The organism is Streptomyces sp. adm13(2018), from assembly GCF_008042145.1.
Classification (GTDB): Bacteria; Actinomycetota; Actinomycetes; order Streptomycetales; family Streptomycetaceae; genus Streptomyces.
On record NZ_RDBH01000129.1, the window covers coordinates 267,941 to 283,684 of the forward strand.

Consider the following 15,744-nt stretch of genomic DNA (forward strand, 5'->3'; position numbering starts at 1 on the left):
CCACCGACCCCTGCCCACCGACCCCTGCCCACCGACCCCTGCCCACAGACCCGTGCCCGCCGTCGTCACGTCCTCGCGCGGAGCAGTTTCAGGAACTCGCGCATCCAGGTCGGGTGGTCCGGCCAGGCGCGGGACGAGACCAGCAGGCCGTCCACCACCGCCGCGCTGTCCTGGAAGGTCGCACCGGCCGCCTGCATGTCCAGCTCCAGGGCAGGGTAGGCGGTGACCCGGCGGCCCTCCAGGCCGCCGACCGCGGCCGTCAGGAGCGGCCCGTGGCAGATCTGGGCCACCGGCTTGTCCGCGTCGAAGAAGGACTTGAGGATCTTGCGGAGCTCCGGGTCGTTGCGCAGGTACTCCGGCGCCCGCCCGCCCGGGATCACCACCGCCGCGTACGCGCCCGGATCGACCTCGGAGAAGGCCAGGTCCGCGGGCCAGGTGTAACCGGGCTTCTCGGTGTACGTGTCGAAACCCGGCTCGAAGTCGTGGACGACGAAGCGGAGCTGCTTGCGGGCCGGGGCGGCGATGTCGACCTCGTACCCCTCTTCGAGCAGCCGCTGGTAGGGGTACATGACCTCCAGCGACTCCGCCGCGTCCCCGGTCACGATCAGGATCTTCGCCATGGCTCTCCCAGAACAGAGATGGTCGGTCCGCCGTGCTGCGTCCATGCTCGCGCACACGCTGCCCGCGGCGGGGCGCTTTGCCAAGAGGACATGTGTCGCTGTCCATAACGTCAAACTTCCACCCCCTCTTTTGTACACATACGGCTCATGACGGTTCGGGGGTCGAGGACGATAGGCTTTTGCCGTGATCAGCGCGATACGCCGAGGGGGCAGTGAAGCCCCCGGCTTCCGCCCGGTACGCGACAGCGGCCGGGCCGACCGTGCGTGCGCCGATCCCCTCCGCCCGGGCGAGCCGCTCTCCGTGGCCGATAACGACCCGGGCATCTCTCATTCAGGGCTAGCGTCGGCTCGACCGGAAACACCGCGTCGAGACGTCGCGCCGTCCATCCACCGACGTCACGCAATGGCGCGCGACAGGAGTCAGAGGCATGCAGACCAAGCTGGACGAAGCCAAGGCCGAGCTGCTCGAAAGGGCCGCTCGGGTAGCTGAGCACAGCCCGGTCGGGGGGCAACTTCCGACGGGCCCGGAGGGCGCCGGGCAGCGCCCGGACCGCGACACCGTGCTCGAGTACCTCCAGCGCTACTACCTGCACACCGCCCCGGAGGACCTCGGCGACCGGGACCCGGTCGACGTGTTCGGCGCGGCGCTCTCTCACTACCGCCTCGCGGAGAACCGCCCGCAGGGCACGGCGAACGTGCGCGTCCACACCCCGACGGTGGAGGAGAACGGCTGGACGAGCAGCCACTCCGTCGTCGAGGTCGTCACCGACGACATGCCGTTCCTCGTGGACTCGGTCACCAACGAGCTCTCGCGCCAGGGCCGCGGCATCCACGTCGTGATCCACCCGCAGGTCCTCGTCCGCCGCGACGTCACGGGCCGCCTCATCGAGGTCCTGTCGGCGCAGATCGAGGGCGAGCTGCCGCACGACGCGCTCACCGAGTCGTGGATCCACGTCGAGATCGACCGCGAGACCGACCGCGCCGACCTCAAGCAGATCACCTCCGACCTGCTGCGCGTCCTGTCCGACGTCCGCGAGACGGTCGAGGACTGGGAGAAGATGCGCGACGCCGCCCTGCGGATCGCCGACGGCCTCCCGGACGAGCCCACCGCCTCCGACCTGCGCCCGACCGAGGTGGAGGAGGCCCGCGAGCTGCTGCGCTGGCTCGCCGACGACCACTTCACCTTCCTCGGCTACCGCGAGTACCAGCTGCTCGACGGCGACGCCCTGTCCGCCGTCCCCGGCACCGGCCTCGGCATCCTGCGCTCCGACCCGCAGCACGCGGGCGACGACGAGGGCCACCACGCCCACCCCGTCTCGCCCTCCTTCAGCCGCCTGCCCGAGGACGTCCGCGCCAAGGCGCGCGAGCACAAGCTGCTGATCCTGACGAAGGCCAACAGCCGCTCGACCGTGCACCGCCCCTCGTACCTCGACTACGTCGGCGTGAAGAAGTTCGACGCCGACGGCAACGTCGTGGGCGAGCGCCGCTTCCTCGGCCTGTTCTCCTCGGCCGCCTACACCGAGTCCGTGCGCCGCGTCCCCGTCGTCAAGCGCAAGGTCCAGGAGGTCCTGGCGGGCGCGGGCTTCTCGCCCAACAGCCACGACGGCCGCGACCTGCTCCAGATCCTGGAGACGTACCCGCGCGACGAGCTGTTCCAGACCCCGGCCGACCAGCTCCGGTCCGTCGTCACCAGCGTCCTGTACCTGCAGGAGCGGCGCCGGCTGCGGCTGTACCTGCGCCAGGACGAGTACGGCCGCTACTACTCGGCCCTCGTCTACCTGCCGCGCGACCGCTACACGACCCGCGTCCGGCTGCGGATCATCGACATCCTGAAGGAGGAGCTCGGCGGCACCAGCGTCGACTTCACCGCCTGGAACACCGAGTCGATCCTGTCCCGGCTGCACTTCGTCGTCCGCGTCAAGACCGGCACCGAGCTGGCCAAGCTCACCGACGCCGATGTCGACCGCATCGAGGCCCGGCTCGTCGAGGCCGCCCGCTCCTGGTCCGACGGCTTCGCCGAGGCCCTCAACGCCGAGTGCGGCGAGGAGCGCGCCGCGGAGCTGCTCCGCCGCTACGGCAACGCCTTCCCCGAGGGCTACAAGGCCGACCACTCGCCGCGCGCGGCCGTCGCCGACCTGGGCCACCTGGAGGCCCTCATCCGGGCCGAGGGCGACAAGGACTTCGCGCTGTCGCTCTACGAGCCGGTCGGCGCCGGCCCCGGCGAGCGCCGCTTCAAGATCTACACGACGGGCGACCCGATCTCCCTCTCCGCCGTCCTCCCGGTGCTCAACCGGCTCGGCGTCGAGGTCACCGACGAGCGCCCGTACGAGCTGCGCTGCGCCGACCGCACCCACGCCTGGGTCTACGACTTCGGCCTGCGGATGCCCGCCGCGACCGGCAACGGCGGCGACTACCTCGGCGACGACGCCCGCGGGCGCTTCCAGGAGGCCTTCGCCGCCACCTGGACCGGCCAGGCCGAGAACGACAACTTCAACTCGCTCGTCCTCTCCGCCGGGCTCACCTGGCGCGAGGCCATGGTGCTGCGCGCCTACGCCAAGTACCTGCGCCAGGCCGGAGCGACCTTCAGCCAGGACTACATGGAGGACACCCTCCGCAACAACGTCCACACCACCCGGCTGCTGGTCAACCTCTTCGAGGCCCGGATGGCGCCGGAGCGCCAGCGCGCCGGCACCGAGCTGATCGACGCCCTCCTGGAGGAGCTGGACGCCGCCCTCGACCAGGTCGCGAGCCTGGACGAGGACCGCATCCTGCGGTCCTTCCTCACCGTCATCAAGGCCACCCTGCGGACGAACTTCTTCCAGAAGACCGTCGACGGCTCCCCGCACTCCTACGTGTCGATGAAGTTCGACCCGCAGGCCATCCCGGACCTCCCGGCGCCCCGACCGGCCTTCGAGATCTGGGTGTACTCCCCGCGCGTCGAGGGCGTCCACCTGCGCTTCGGCAAGGTCGCCCGAGGCGGTCTGCGCTGGTCCGACCGCCGTGAGGACTTCCGTACCGAGATCCTCGGCCTGGTCAAGGCGCAGATGGTGAAGAACACCGTCATCGTGCCCGTCGGCGCCAAGGGCGGCTTCGTCGCCAAGCAGCTCCCGGACCCGTCCGTCGACCGGGACGCCTGGCTGGCCGAGGGCATCGCCTCGTACAAGACCTTCATCTCGGCGCTGCTCGACATCACCGACAACCTGGTCGCGGGCGAGGTCGTGCCGCCCCTCGACGTGGTCCGCCACGACGAGGACGACACCTACCTGGTGGTCGCCGCCGACAAGGGCACCGCGACCTTCTCCGACATCGCCAACGGGGTCGCCGAGGCGTACGGCTTCTGGCTCGGCGACGCGTTCGCCTCCGGCGGCTCCGCCGGCTACGACCACAAGGGCATGGGCATCACCGCCCGCGGCGCCTGGGAGTCCGTCAAGCGGCACTTCCGCGAGCTCGGCCACGACACCCAGACCGAGGACTTCACCGTCGTCGGCGTCGGCGACATGTCCGGCGACGTCTTCGGCAACGGCATGCTGCTCTCCGAGCACATCCGCCTGGTCGCTGCCTTCGACCACCGGCACATCTTCCTCGACCCGAACCCGGACGCGGCCGTCTCCTACGCCGAGCGCCGCCGCCTCTTCGAGCTGCCCCGCTCGTCCTGGGCCGACTACGACACCTCGCTGCTCTCCGCCGGCGGCGGCATCCACCCCCGCAGCGCCAAGTCGATCCCGGTCAACGCGCAGGTCAGGGCCGCCCTCGGCATCGAGGACGGGATCACCAAGATGACCCCGGCCGAGCTGATGAAGGCCGTCCTCCACGCCCCCGTCGACCTGCTGTGGAACGGCGGCATCGGCACGTACGTCAAGTCCTCTGCCGAGTCCAACGCCGACGTCGGCGACAAGGCCAACGACGCCATCCGCGTCGACGGCCAGGACGTCCGCGCCCAGGTCGTCGGCGAGGGCGGCAACCTCGGCGCGACCCAGCTGGGCCGCATCGAGTTCGCCCGCGTCGGCGGACCCGTGGGCGAGGGCGGCAAGGTCAACACCGACGCCATCGACAACAGCGCCGGTGTGGACACCTCCGACCACGAGGTCAACATCAAGATCCTGCTCAACGGGCTCGTCGCCGAGGGCGACATGACCGTCAAGCAGCGCAACAAGATCCTCGCGGAGATGACCGACGAGGTCGGCACGCTCGTGCTGCGCAACAACTACGCGCAGAACACCGCCCTCGCCAACGCCGTCGCCCAGTCGCCGTCCCTGCTCCACGCCCACCAGCGCTTCATGCGCCGGCTGGGCCGCGACGGGGCCCTCGACCGCTCCCTGGAGTTCCTGCCCAACGACCGGCAGATCCGCGAGCTGCTCAACAACGGCCGCGGCCTGAGCCAGCCGGAGCTCGCCGTCCTCCTCGCGTACACCAAGATCACGGTGGCCGACGAGCTGATCGGCACCGAGCTGCCGGACGACCCGTACCTGCGCGGGCTGCTCCACGCGTACTTCCCGACGCTGCTGCGCGAGACGTTCGCCGAGGCCGTCGACAGCCACCCGCTGCGCCGGGAGATCATCACCACCGTCCTGGTCAACGACACCGTCAACGGCGGCGGCTCGACCTTCCTGCACCGCCTCCGCGAGGAGACCGGCGCGTCGATCGAGGAGATCGTCCGGGCGCAGACCGCGGCCCGTGTCGTCTTCCGCCTCGGGCAGGTCTGGGACGCCGTCGAGGCCCTCGACAACCAGGTGCCCGCCGACGTCCAGACCCGGATGCGGCTGCACTCCCGCCGGCTGGTCGAGCGCGGCACGCGCTGGCTGCTCAACAACCGGCCCCAGCCGCTCCAGCTGACCGAGACCATCGAGTTCTTCGCCGAGCGCGTCGAGCAGGTCTGGGCGCAGCTGCCGAACCTGCTGCGCGGCGCGGACCTGGAGTGGTACCAGTCGATCGTGGAGGAGCTGACCGAGGTCGGCGTGCCGGAGCAGCTCGCGCTGCAGGTGGCCGGCTTCTCCTCGGCGTTCCCGATCCTCGACATCGTGGGCATCGCGGACCGCACGGGCAAGACCCCGCTGGCGGTCGCCGAGGTCTACTACGACCTGGCCGACCGGCTGCGGATCACCGATCTGATGGACCGGATCATCGAGCTGCCGCGCGACGACCGCTGGCAGTCGATGGCCCGGGCGTCCATCCGCGAGGACCTGTTCGCGGCGCACGCGGCGCTGACCGCGGACGTCCTCGCGGCCGGGAACGACGACGCGAGCCCGGAGCAGCGGTTCAAGGACTGGGAGGAGAAGAACGCGGCGATCCTCGGCCGCGCGCGGACGACCCTGGAGGAGATCCAGGGCTCGGACACCTTCGACCTGGCGAACCTGTCGGTGGCGATGCGGACGATGCGCACGCTCCTGCGTACGCACGCCTAGACGCCCGGCGGCCGGGTCGCGCCCCGCCGCCGGGCCGCTCGGTCGCTCGACCGCTCATGAGGAAGGGCCCCGCCGGATCTCCGGCGGGGCCCTTCCCGTGTCCTGAGCCGTTGTCCCGGGCCGTGTCCTACGCCGTCTCCTCCGGGGGGCCCGTCACCGTCGACGTCCACAGGCGGTGGGCGGCGAGGGCGGTCGCCGCGAGCAGCAGGCCGTTGCGGAGGACCATGACCGTCAGCCCCTCGGTGGTGCCGGCGACGACGTGGTCGTACAGCATCGGGTACGCGAGGGAGCTGAGGGCGGCCGCCGGGAGCAGCAGCAGGGCCACCGGGCGCATCACGGTGCTCCGGGAGGTCAGGCAGACGGCGGCGAGGCCGAGCAGCCAGATCATGTACTGGGGGCTGATCACCCGGCTGGTGACGGTGAACAGCAGCACGGCGGTGAGGGCCGCGTCGTACGGGGTGGCGGCGGTCCAGCGGTGGGCCCGGACGCGCCACAGGAGCAGCCAGCCGAAGGCGAGGACGGTGAGCAGCAGGGCGAGGTGGCCGAGGGTGGAGACGTACGGGCCGACGTACTCGAAGGACCCGTAGCGGAACTCGACCCGGCCCGGCCAGAGGCCGCCGGCGCCGGCGAGCGCGAGGGCCGTGCCGCCGAGGGACTCGATCTGGATGCCCCGGCCGCCCTGCTGGCGCAGGAAGCCGAGGGAGTCGGAGAAGAACAGGGCGAGGGTGGCGAGGAGGGCGAGCGCGGTGACGAGCGCGGCGGTCCAGGCCTCCCGGGTGGTACGGCCCCGGGGCGTGCCGATGAGGGCGAGCGCGGGCCAGACCTTGACCATCGCGCCGAGGCCGGCGAGCGCCCCGCCGAGCCGGTGGGCGGCGGCCGGGCGGGCGCCGAGCGCGAGCAGCGCGAGGACGGCGAGGGCGGTGCTCTGCACGTCGAGCCGGGCGAGCGGCAGGTGCAGGAGCAGCGGCAGTCCGCAGACCCAGATCCAGGCGCCGTGGGTGAGGCGGGCGCTGTCGGCGCGGGCGAGTGCGGCGGTGACGACCGCGTCGGCCAGCAGGGTGAGGACCGTGAAGGCCTGGACGTACGTCAGCCAGGGGAGCAGGCCCGGCGACATGATCACCAGCCCGGCGCCGGGCGGGTACTGCCAGGTGGCGTCGCCGGGCGGGAAGGTGCCCTGGGTGAACTGCGCGTACCAGTAGCGGTAGAGCTCCACCTCGCGGCCGACGCCCCCGATGCCGAGGGTGTCGCGGAGGAGCAGCAGCACCATGCCGACGCGGGTGATCAGCCAGACGGAGGCGACGGCGAGGTAGGGGCCGCGGCCGACCGTGACGAAGGTGGCGGAGGTGAAGGTGTCCGAGTCGAAGGGGGACCCGGTGAGCCGGGGCGGCTCGGTGCGGGTCCCTGGCGGCGGCGGGGGGTGATCGGTCGTCATCCTTCCGCACTGTAGACCTTTATGCGTTATTTGCCCCTTTGTTCCACCCCGGTTCCGGCGGCTTTCGCGGTGAACTCCTCGTACGCCGCCATGACCTCGTCCGCCGGGCCGTCCATCCGCAGCGTGCCGTGCTCCAGCCACAGCGCCCGCTCGCAGGTCTCCGTGATCGTCGAGTTCGAGTGGCTGACCAGGAAGACCGTGCCGGCCTCCGCGCGCAGTTCGTCGATCCGCCGCTGGCTCCGGCGGCGGAAGCGGGCGTCGCCGGTGGACAGGGCCTCGTCGATGAGCAGGACGTCATGGCTCTTCGCGGCGGCGATGGAGAACCGCAGCCGGGCCCCCATGCCGGAGGAGTACGTCCCCATGGGGCGGGAGATCGCGTCGTCCTTCTCGTTGATGCCGGAGAAGTCCACGATCTCGTCGTAGCGCGCGTGCACCTCGGCGCGGCTCATGCCCATCGCGAGACCGCCCAGGATGACGTTCCGCTCGCCGGTGAGGTCGTTCATGAGGGCCGCGTTGACGCCGAGGAGCGAGGGCTGCCCGTCGGTGTACACCCGGCCCCGCTCGACGGGCTGGAGGCCCGCGATGGCCTTCAGAAGGGTGGATTTCCCAGATCCGTTCGAACCGATCAAGCCAATTGCCTCGCCCCGGTGAGCGACGAGGCTGACGCCCCGGACGGCGTGGACCCGGCGGCCGGCCGGCGCCGTCCCGCCGCGCCGGAGCATCCGGCCCAGGGCCGCCGTCGCCGCGCCGCGGCCGCCCGCGCCGCCGCCGTTCACGGTGTAGGTCACGTGGACCCCGTCGACCACGACGGTGGGGGCGGGGGCGGGGGTGTGCTTCTCCGGGTCAGCCACGGCCGTACGTCTCCTCCGCCTTCCAGAACCACACGAAGCCGCCGGCGAAGGCCACCAGGGCCCAGCCCGCGGCGAGCGCCCAGACGTGCGGGGGCAGCTGCGCCGAGGTGTAGCTCTCGATCAGCGCGAAGCGCATCAGGTCGATGTAGACCGCCGCCGGATTGCACTGGAGGGCGAGGACCACGCCGTCGGGGAAGCGCCCGCTGTTCGCCAGGTTCTGGATCGACCACATCGCGCCCGAGGCGTACATCCAGGTGCGGAGCACGAACGGCATCAGCTGGGAGATGTCCGGCGTGCGGGCCGCGAGCCGGGCGAGGACGAGCGCGACACCCGTGTTGAACAGGGCCTGGCAGAGCAGCGCGGGGACCGCGAGGAGCCAGCTCCAGGTGGGGTACTGGCCCAGCCCGAAGAGGATCATGACCAGGGCGGCCAGCGAGAGCAGGAGCTGCTGGAGCTGCTGGAGCGACAGGGAGATCGGCAGGCTCGCCCGGGGGAAGTGCAGGGCGCGGACCAGGCCCAGGTTGCCGCTGATGGCCCGGGTGCCGGCCAGGATCGTGTTCGAGGTGAACGTCCACACGAAGATGCCGGTGATCAGGAAGGGTACGTAGTCGGCGACCCCGTCCTTGGCGTCCATGAGGACGCCGAAGATCAGGTAGTAGACGGCGGCGTTGAGCAGCGGGGTCATCACCTGCCAGACCTGGCCGAGGCGGGCCTGGCTGTACTGCGCGGTCAGGCGGGCGGTCGCRAAGGCGGCGATGAAGTCGCGGCGGGACCAGATCTGCCGGGCGTAGGCGGGCAGCGAGGGGCGGGCGCCGCTGACGGTGAGGCCGTGGCGGCGGGCCAGCTCGCCCAGGTCCTCGGTGGCGGGCGCCCGGGGCGGGGTCTCCCGGGGTGAGGTCCGAGGTGGGGCCCCCGACGAGGTCGAGGACGAGCGCGAGCTTGGACTTCCAGCGCCGGTAGACGGCGGTCTTGCCGACGCCCGCGCGGCGCGCGATGCCCTCGATGGACATCCGGGCGAAGCCGACGGCCGCGAGTTCCGCGAAGACGGCGGCGCGGATGGCCTCGGTCACGTCCTCGCGGAGTACGGCCGCTCCGGCGGGGGCGGGGTGAGCGTCTGGGAGGTCACGGCGGGGCGCTTTCGACGAAGGGTGCGGGCAGCCTCGGCGATGGAACGGGTCCGTATCGTCGCTACGGGGAGATTAGGGCGCCGTGACGTCGGAACGCAACCGTATCGTCGTGACGACCTCGGGGCGTCGCCGCCGGTTAGGATGCCGTTCATGACCGATCCGACGCCCCGCCGCGCCCCCGCCGGAGCGGCCGTACTCCGCGAGGACGTGACCGAGGCCATCCGCGCCGCCGTCTTCGCGGAACTCGCGGCCGTCGGCTTCGCCCGGATGTCCATCGAGGGCATCGCGCGCCGCGCGGGCGTCGGCAAGACCGCCGTCTACCGGCGCTGGAAGTCCAAGCTCGCGCTCGTCCTCGACCTCGTCGGGGCCTTCGCCGCGCAAGGGCTGCCGGCGCCCGCCACCGGATCCCTCGACGGGGACGTGCGCGCGCTCCTCCAGGTGGCCTCGCACGCGCTGCGCCACCCCGTCGCCTCGCAGGTCATCCCGGACCTGCTCGTCGAGGCGGCCCGGCAGCCCGAGATCGCCGAGGCCGTCACCGCCGCGCTGCTCGACGGGCAGCAGGGTGTCGTCACCCAGATCGTCCGCGAGGCCGTCGCGCGCGGCGAACTCCCCGAGGGGACCGATCCGGGCCGCGCCCTCGACCTGGTCGTGGGCCCCCTCTACTGGCGCCTCGCCGTGGTCCGCGCCCCGCTGCCCACCGGGTACGTGGACGATCTGGCACGGTCGGCGGTGGCGGCGCTCAAGGCAGGGGGGTCCTGACCGGGACCTCGTGACCGGGGCCTCGTGCCAGGGGGCTCCTGAACGGGTCCTCCTGACGAGGCCACGTGACCGGGTCCTCCTGACCGGGCCTCGTGCCAGGGGCTCGGGGCGGCTACTTCACCGCCCCCGCCATCACCCCCGTGGCGAACTGCCGCTGGAACGCGAAGAAGACCACCAGCGGCACCACCATCGACACGAACGCCCCCGGCGCCAGCACGTCGACGTTGTTCCCGAACTGCCGCACCTGCTGCTGGAGCGCCACCGTGATCGGCGGCGACTGCGAGTCCGCGAAGACCAGCGCGATCAGCATGTCGTTCCACACCCACAGGAACTGGAAGATCCCCAGCGAGGCGATCGCCGGACCGCCCAGCGGCAGCACCACCCGGGTGAAGAGCCGCACCTCGCCCGCCCCGTCGAGCCGCGCGGCCTCCAGGAGTTCACGCGGGATCTCCGCGAAGAAGTTACGCAGCAGGAAGATCGCGAACGGCAGGCCGAAGGCCGTGTGGAAGAGGACCACGCCGGCCGTCGTCTCGAAGAGGCCGACCGCTCCGAAGAGCTTCGACACCGGGACGAGTGCCACCTGTACCGGGACCACCAGCAGCGCGACCACCCCGAGGAACCACCAGTCCCGCCCAGGGAAGTCCAGCCAGGCGAAGGCGTACCCGGCGAAGGAGCCGAGGAGGAGGACGAGGAGCGTGGACGGCACGGTGATCAGGACCGTGGAGAGCAGCGAGTCGGTGATCGTCTCGTTCGCGAGCAGCCGGGTGTAGTTCTCGGTGGTCAGCTGGGCCGGGGCGGTGAGCACCTGCCACCAGCCGCTCGCCGCGATGTCCGAGGGCGAGCGGAGCGAGGAGAACAGCAGCCCGATGGTCGGCAGCAGCCAGAACAGACCGGTCAGGACCAGGAACACCCGGACCGCGCCTCCGGCGGCCCGGGCGGCTGCCCGCGCCGCGAGCGACCGGCGGCCCGGGGAGCCCGGCGGCGGCTCGGCGGCGCCGGTACGCGCGCGCGTACGGGTGGCGGAGGAACTCATCGACGGGCCTCCCTGCGCAGGCGGCGGATGTTGACGATCATCACCGGGACCACCAGGAGCAGCAGCAGGACGGCGATCGCCGAGCCGATCCCGAGATCGGCGTCCGTACCGAACGACGAGCGGTACAGCTGGAGCGCGAGCACGTTCGCGTCGTCCTGGGCGGATCCGGGCGCGATGACGAAGACCAGGTCGAAGACCTTCAGCACGTTGATCATCAGGGTGACGAGCACGACCGCGAGGACCGGGGCGAGCAGCGGCACCGTGATCCGGCGGAACACCTGCCACTCGTTGGCCCCGTCCACCCGCGCCGCCTCCAGGAGTTCGCGCGGGACGGCGGCGAGTCCGGCACCGATCAGGACCATCGCGAACCCGGCCCACATCCACACGTAGGCGCCGATGACCGCCGGGGTGACCAGCTGGGGGCCGAGCCACTCCACGCCGTTGTACTGCTCGCGGAAGTTGCTCGCGGGCAGCCGCAGCACGGCCCCGTCGGCGCGGTCGGCGGGCAGCGTGAAGCTGCCGTCGGCCGCCGCCGTGGCCCGCGCGACCACCGTGCCGTCCCGCACCGCTTCGATCCGCAGCCCGGCGAGGCCCAGTTCGGCCGGGTCGACGGCGTTCTGCCGCCCGCCGCCGCCCCGGGTGAAGTCCAGCCAGGCGGTCCCGGTGATCGCGTCCGGCGTCCCCTGAGCCGCCTCCGGCGCCCGCGCCGGGCGGGCTCCCTCCGGCATCCGGTCCGGCGCCACCCCGATCAGCGGAAGCCGTACGGGCTCCCCGGCGCGCACCGGCTCCTTCGTGACGAACGCGCCGCCGCCCGCCGCCTCCAGCGGATGCACGGGCAGCGGCCGGGCCCGGGGGAAGACGGACGACTCGGCGAAGGTGTCGTGGACGCCGACCCAGACGGCGTTGGCGACCCCGCGGTCCGGGTCCTGCTCGTAGACCAGCCGGAAGATGATCCCGGCGGCGAGCATCGAGATCGCCATCGGCATGAAGACGACCAGCTTGAACGCCGTTCCCCAGCGGACCCGTTCGGTGAGCACGGCGAAGATCAGCCCGAGGGCGGTCGCGACCACCGGGGCGAAGACCAGCCAGACGACGTTGTTGCGGGCGGCGGTGCGGAGCGAGTCGTCGGTGACCAGGGCGAGGTAGTTGTCGAGGCCGACGAAGGACGAGCCGGAGCTGTCGAAGAACGAGCGCTGGACGGAGTACCCGATGGGGTAGACGACGAGCGCGCCGAGCAGGACCAGGGCGGGCAGCAGGAACCCCGCCGCGACCACCCTGCTCCGGCGACCGGACCCGACGGGGACGCTGCCCCGGGGGCGGCCGGCCTTGGTCGTGGTGCTGGTCCGAGGCCGGCCGGCCTCGGTCGTGGTGCTGCTCCGGCCGCCGGTCCCGGTCGGGGTGTCGGTGGCGGTCCCGGTGGCGGCCTGGAGGCCGCTCGTGGTTCCGGTGGCGGCCACGGGCCCGTCGCCGGCTGTGGCTCCGGTGTCCCGGGGGGTGTCGTGGCTCGGCATGACGGGGCCTCAGCCCTTCGCCGCGGCCCGGTACGCCTTCTCCGCGTCCTTCTCCAGGCGCGCCTGCGTCCCCGCGATGTCCTTCGGGTTCTTCAGGAAGTCCTGGAGTGCCTTCCACTCGCCCTTCCCGGGCGTTCCGCCGAAGGACTGCGGCATCTGGTCCGACATGTCGAAGCGGAAGTCGTCCCCGGCCCCGATCAGCGCCTTGGCGATCTCGCGCTGGACGTCGTTCGGGTACGCCGACGGGTCCAGGCTCTTGTTGGGGGAGACGAAGCCGCCCTCGGCCGCCCAGATCCTGGCCGCGTCCGGGGAGGCGAGGAAGGCGAGCAGCGCCTTGGCGCCCTTGGTGTCCTTGAGGGCCACGGCCGCGTCGCCGGCCGTCACCACGGGAGTGGTGCCCGTGCCGACGGTGGGGAAGGGGAAGACCTTCGCGTCCGTCCCGATCCTCGCCTTCGTCTGGGCGATGTTGACGGCGGCGAAGTCGCCCTCGAAGACCATCGCACCCTTGGGCGTGTCACCGCCGGTGAAGGTCTGGGTGACCGACACCGGGTACTCCGTCTGCAGGGCGCCGTCCGTGCCGCCCGCGAGCAGGGCCGGCTTGCCGAAGAGTTCGGCGAGCGTGGTCAGGGCCGCCGTGACGGTCGGGTCGGTCCACTTGATCGTGTGCTTCGCCAATTGGTCGTACTTGGCCGGGCCCGCCTGGGACAGGTAGACGTTCTCGAACCAGTCGGTGAGCGTCCAGCCGTCCGCGCCGCCGACCGAGACCGGGGTGACACCGGACGCCGATATCGTCTCGGCCGTGGCGAGGAACTCCTTCCACGTCTTCGGCTCGGCCGCGCCGGCGTTCTCGAAGACGGCGGAGTTGTACCAGACGAGGGACTTGTTGGCGGCCTTGAAGTAGACGCCGTACTGGGTGCCGTCGACCGCCCCGAGCTCCTGCCAGCCGCGCGAGTAGTGGGCGGCCAACTGCTTCTCGGTCTCCGGGCCGACCGGCTTCAGCCACTTCTGCGCGGCGGCCTGCCGGATCGCGCCGACCTGCGGGAGCATCGCCACGTCCGGCGGTGAACCGCCCGCGATCTTCGTGCCGAGGAAGTTCACGATCGGGTCCTGGGCCGGTACGAAGGTGACGGTCGCGCCGGTGCGCTTCTCGAACTCCTTCAGGACCTTGGTGAAGTTCTCCTGCTCGGGTCCCGTCCAGACGGCGGCGACCTCGATCCGCTCCCCCTTCAGGGCCTGGCCGCCGCTGGGTCCGGACGTGTCCCCGTCCTTGTCGGATCCACCGCCACCGCCACCGCCACCGCAGCCCGCGAGGGTCAGTGCGGTGATCGCCGTGATCGCCGTGAGGGTCACCGCGGTCGTGCGTGGACGAAGAGTTGTACGCATCGCTGCCCCGTCTCTCCCGTGCGCTTCGCTGTCCCGTCCGACAGGTCTACGCCCGGTCCCGGAGCGCCGCAATACCGCCTTCCGTGTCAACCAGGGGATCGTGACGTCGTCGTGACGTCGTGTCAGCTGTGGTGTGCGGGGGTCAGCGGGGCCACGGGGGTCGCCTCGACCGAGCGGGCGGCGCGGTCGAGAGCACTCGCGAGGAGGGCGAGGTCCGTCGGTCCGTTGCCCAGCTCGCGGACCGGGCGGCGGGTCGGCGGATCGCCCATCCGCTCCCACTCCAGCGGGACGACGGTGGGCCGGAGCGTGGCCGTCCGGGGGATGCGGCCGGTGACCCGGCCGGCCTGGAACGGCGTCACGCGGCCGTCGGGATGGCCGAGCCGTCCGCGGCCGGCCGCCGGGACGTCCGGGCCCGCGGTCACCGGCGGCGCGTCGAGCACGATCCGCAGCCGGGCCCCGTGGGCCAGTTCCGTGTCGACGGTCCGGTCGGGACGGGCGGAGGTCGCGACGAGGTGCACGCCGAGCCGCTCTCCGTTCCGCGCGACGGCCTCCAGGGCCCGTACGACGGACCCGGCGGCGGGCCGCCCGGAGGCGCCGAGCGCCGGGGCGACGAGCGCGTCGAAGTCGTCGACGAGCACGATCAGGCGGGGGAGCTGGGCGGCGCCGCCGTGGGCGCGGGTGGCGCCCTGCTCGGCGCCGGCGGGCCGCGGGATCCGGCCGGCCGCCTCCTCGGTGGCGGGCCGGGGCACGCGGCCGCCGCCGATGCCGGCGACGTCCTCCGCGCCGCGGGACACGCGCCCGCCCGGCCGGTCCGCGAGGTCGCCGTCCCCGGCGCGCGGGGCACGGCCGCCGGAGCGGTCCTCCTGGTGCCGACGGGGCAGTCGCCCGCTGGGCGTGTCGGTCAGGAAGCCTTCACCGGCGGGCCGGATCCGGGCACTGGGCCGCTCGTCGAGCGAACCGTCACCGTCCCCGGTACGCAGGGTGCGGCTGCTGGGACGCCCGGAGTTGTCCTCGGCCCCGGGATGAGCGAGCCGCCCACTCGCCCGCCCACCGAGATCCTCGGCCCCGGGGTACGGGCTCCGCCCGCTGGGGCGGCTGTCGACGTCTCCGGGGTACGCGGTCCGTGCGCCGGGCCGGTTGTCGACGTCTCCCGGGTACGGGCTCCGTGCGCTCCGGCGACTGTCGACGTCTCCCTGGCCCAGGTAGGCGGTTCGTGCACTCGGCCGGCTGTCCACGTCTCCCGGGTACGGGCTCCGCCCGCTCGGGCCGCCGTCCACGTCTCCCGGGTAAGGGGTCCGGGCGCTGGGCCGGCTGTCCACGTCTCCCGGGTACGGGCTCCGCCCGCTCGGGCCGCCGTCCACGTCTCCCGGGTAAGGGGTCCGGGCGCTGGGCCGGCTGTCCACGTCCCCCGGGTACGTGCTCCGCCCGCTCGGGCGGCTGTCGACGTCTCCCGGGTACGCGGTACGTGCGCTCGGGCGGCCCTCCACGTCCCCCGAATACGCGGCCCGTGCGTTCGGCCGGCCCGTCGGGTCGCCCGTGTACGTGATGCGGCCGCTGGGGCGGCCGCCGAGCTCTTCCGTGGCCGGGTACGGGCCGTCCGTGCGGCCGTTCCGGGTGGGCGGGAGG

At 72.5% G+C, this 15,744-nt stretch carries 9 protein-coding genes and 2 pseudogenes; 2 read left to right on the forward strand and 9 right to left on the reverse strand.

Annotated elements, in window-relative coordinates:
• Nucleotides 1-65: 65 nt before the first annotated feature.
• Entirely contained in the window at nt 66-620 is a 555-nt protein-coding gene (locus EAO70_RS17855; protein WP_148003936.1) for a DJ-1/PfpI family protein, read from the reverse strand.
• A gap of 428 nt (nt 621-1,048) precedes the next feature.
• Between EAO70_RS17855 and EAO70_RS17860 the strand changes: the two genes are divergently transcribed.
• Nucleotides 1,049-6,022: an NAD-glutamate dehydrogenase gene (locus EAO70_RS17860; protein ID WP_148003937.1), complete on the forward strand. Its 4,974-nt coding sequence runs from the start codon at nt 1,049-1,051 to the stop codon at nt 6,020-6,022.
• Between the two features lie 127 nt (nt 6,023-6,149).
• Here EAO70_RS17860 and EAO70_RS17865 read toward each other — a convergent pair whose 3' ends face one another.
• The 4 genes and pseudogenes from EAO70_RS17865 to EAO70_RS17880 all read right to left on the reverse strand — a co-directional run.
• The gene (locus EAO70_RS17865) at nt 6,150-7,454 is read right to left on the reverse strand and encodes a glycosyltransferase 87 family protein (protein WP_148003938.1); all 1,305 of its coding nucleotides are present in this window, start codon (nt 7,452-7,454) and stop codon (nt 6,150-6,152) included.
• A gap of 26 nt (nt 7,455-7,480) precedes the next feature.
• Nucleotides 7,481-8,305, reverse strand: a complete 825-nt coding sequence (locus tag EAO70_RS17870; RefSeq protein WP_148003939.1) for an ABC transporter ATP-binding protein — start codon at nt 8,303-8,305, stop codon at nt 7,481-7,483.
• Nucleotides 8,298-9,158 (reverse strand): ABC transporter permease, encoded by an 861-nt coding sequence (locus EAO70_RS17875; RefSeq protein ID WP_148003940.1) that lies wholly within the window; start codon nt 9,156-9,158, stop codon nt 8,298-8,300. Before EAO70_RS17875 ends, EAO70_RS17870 begins: the two co-directional genes overlap by 8 nt.
• Nucleotides 9,159-9,177: 19 nt before the next feature.
• Nucleotides 9,178-9,408, reverse strand: a pseudogene (locus EAO70_RS17880) (helix-turn-helix domain-containing protein); the annotation flags it as partial.
• A gap of 174 nt (nt 9,409-9,582) precedes the next feature.
• Here EAO70_RS17880 and EAO70_RS17885 point away from each other — a divergent pair.
• Nucleotides 9,583-10,191 carry a TetR/AcrR family transcriptional regulator gene (locus tag EAO70_RS17885; protein ID WP_187283936.1) on the forward strand — a complete coding sequence of 203 codons (609 nt, stop codon included), beginning with the start codon at nt 9,583-9,585 and terminating at the stop codon, nt 10,189-10,191.
• A 112-nt stretch (nt 10,192-10,303) separates the two neighbouring features.
• On the opposite strand, the gene EAO70_RS17890 is transcribed toward EAO70_RS17885, so the two are convergent.
• From EAO70_RS17890 to EAO70_RS39295, 4 genes and pseudogenes are all read right to left on the reverse strand, one after another.
• On the reverse strand, nt 10,304-11,224 hold the full coding sequence (locus EAO70_RS17890; protein ID WP_148003942.1) for a carbohydrate ABC transporter permease: 921 nt from the start codon (nt 11,222-11,224) through the stop codon (nt 10,304-10,306).
• On the reverse strand, nt 11,221-12,735 hold the full coding sequence (locus tag EAO70_RS17895) for a carbohydrate ABC transporter permease (protein ID WP_261992928.1): 1,515 nt from the start codon (nt 12,733-12,735) through the stop codon (nt 11,221-11,223). The genes EAO70_RS17890 and EAO70_RS17895 overlap by 4 nt, the downstream gene beginning before the upstream one ends.
• Before the next feature lie 9 nt (nt 12,736-12,744).
• Nucleotides 12,745-14,118, reverse strand: a complete 1,374-nt coding sequence (locus EAO70_RS17900; protein WP_148003943.1) for an ABC transporter substrate-binding protein — start codon at nt 14,116-14,118, stop codon at nt 12,745-12,747.
• A gap of 122 nt (nt 14,119-14,240) precedes the next feature.
• Nucleotides 14,241-15,744 (reverse strand): annotated as a pseudogene (locus EAO70_RS39295) (hypothetical protein); the annotation flags it as partial.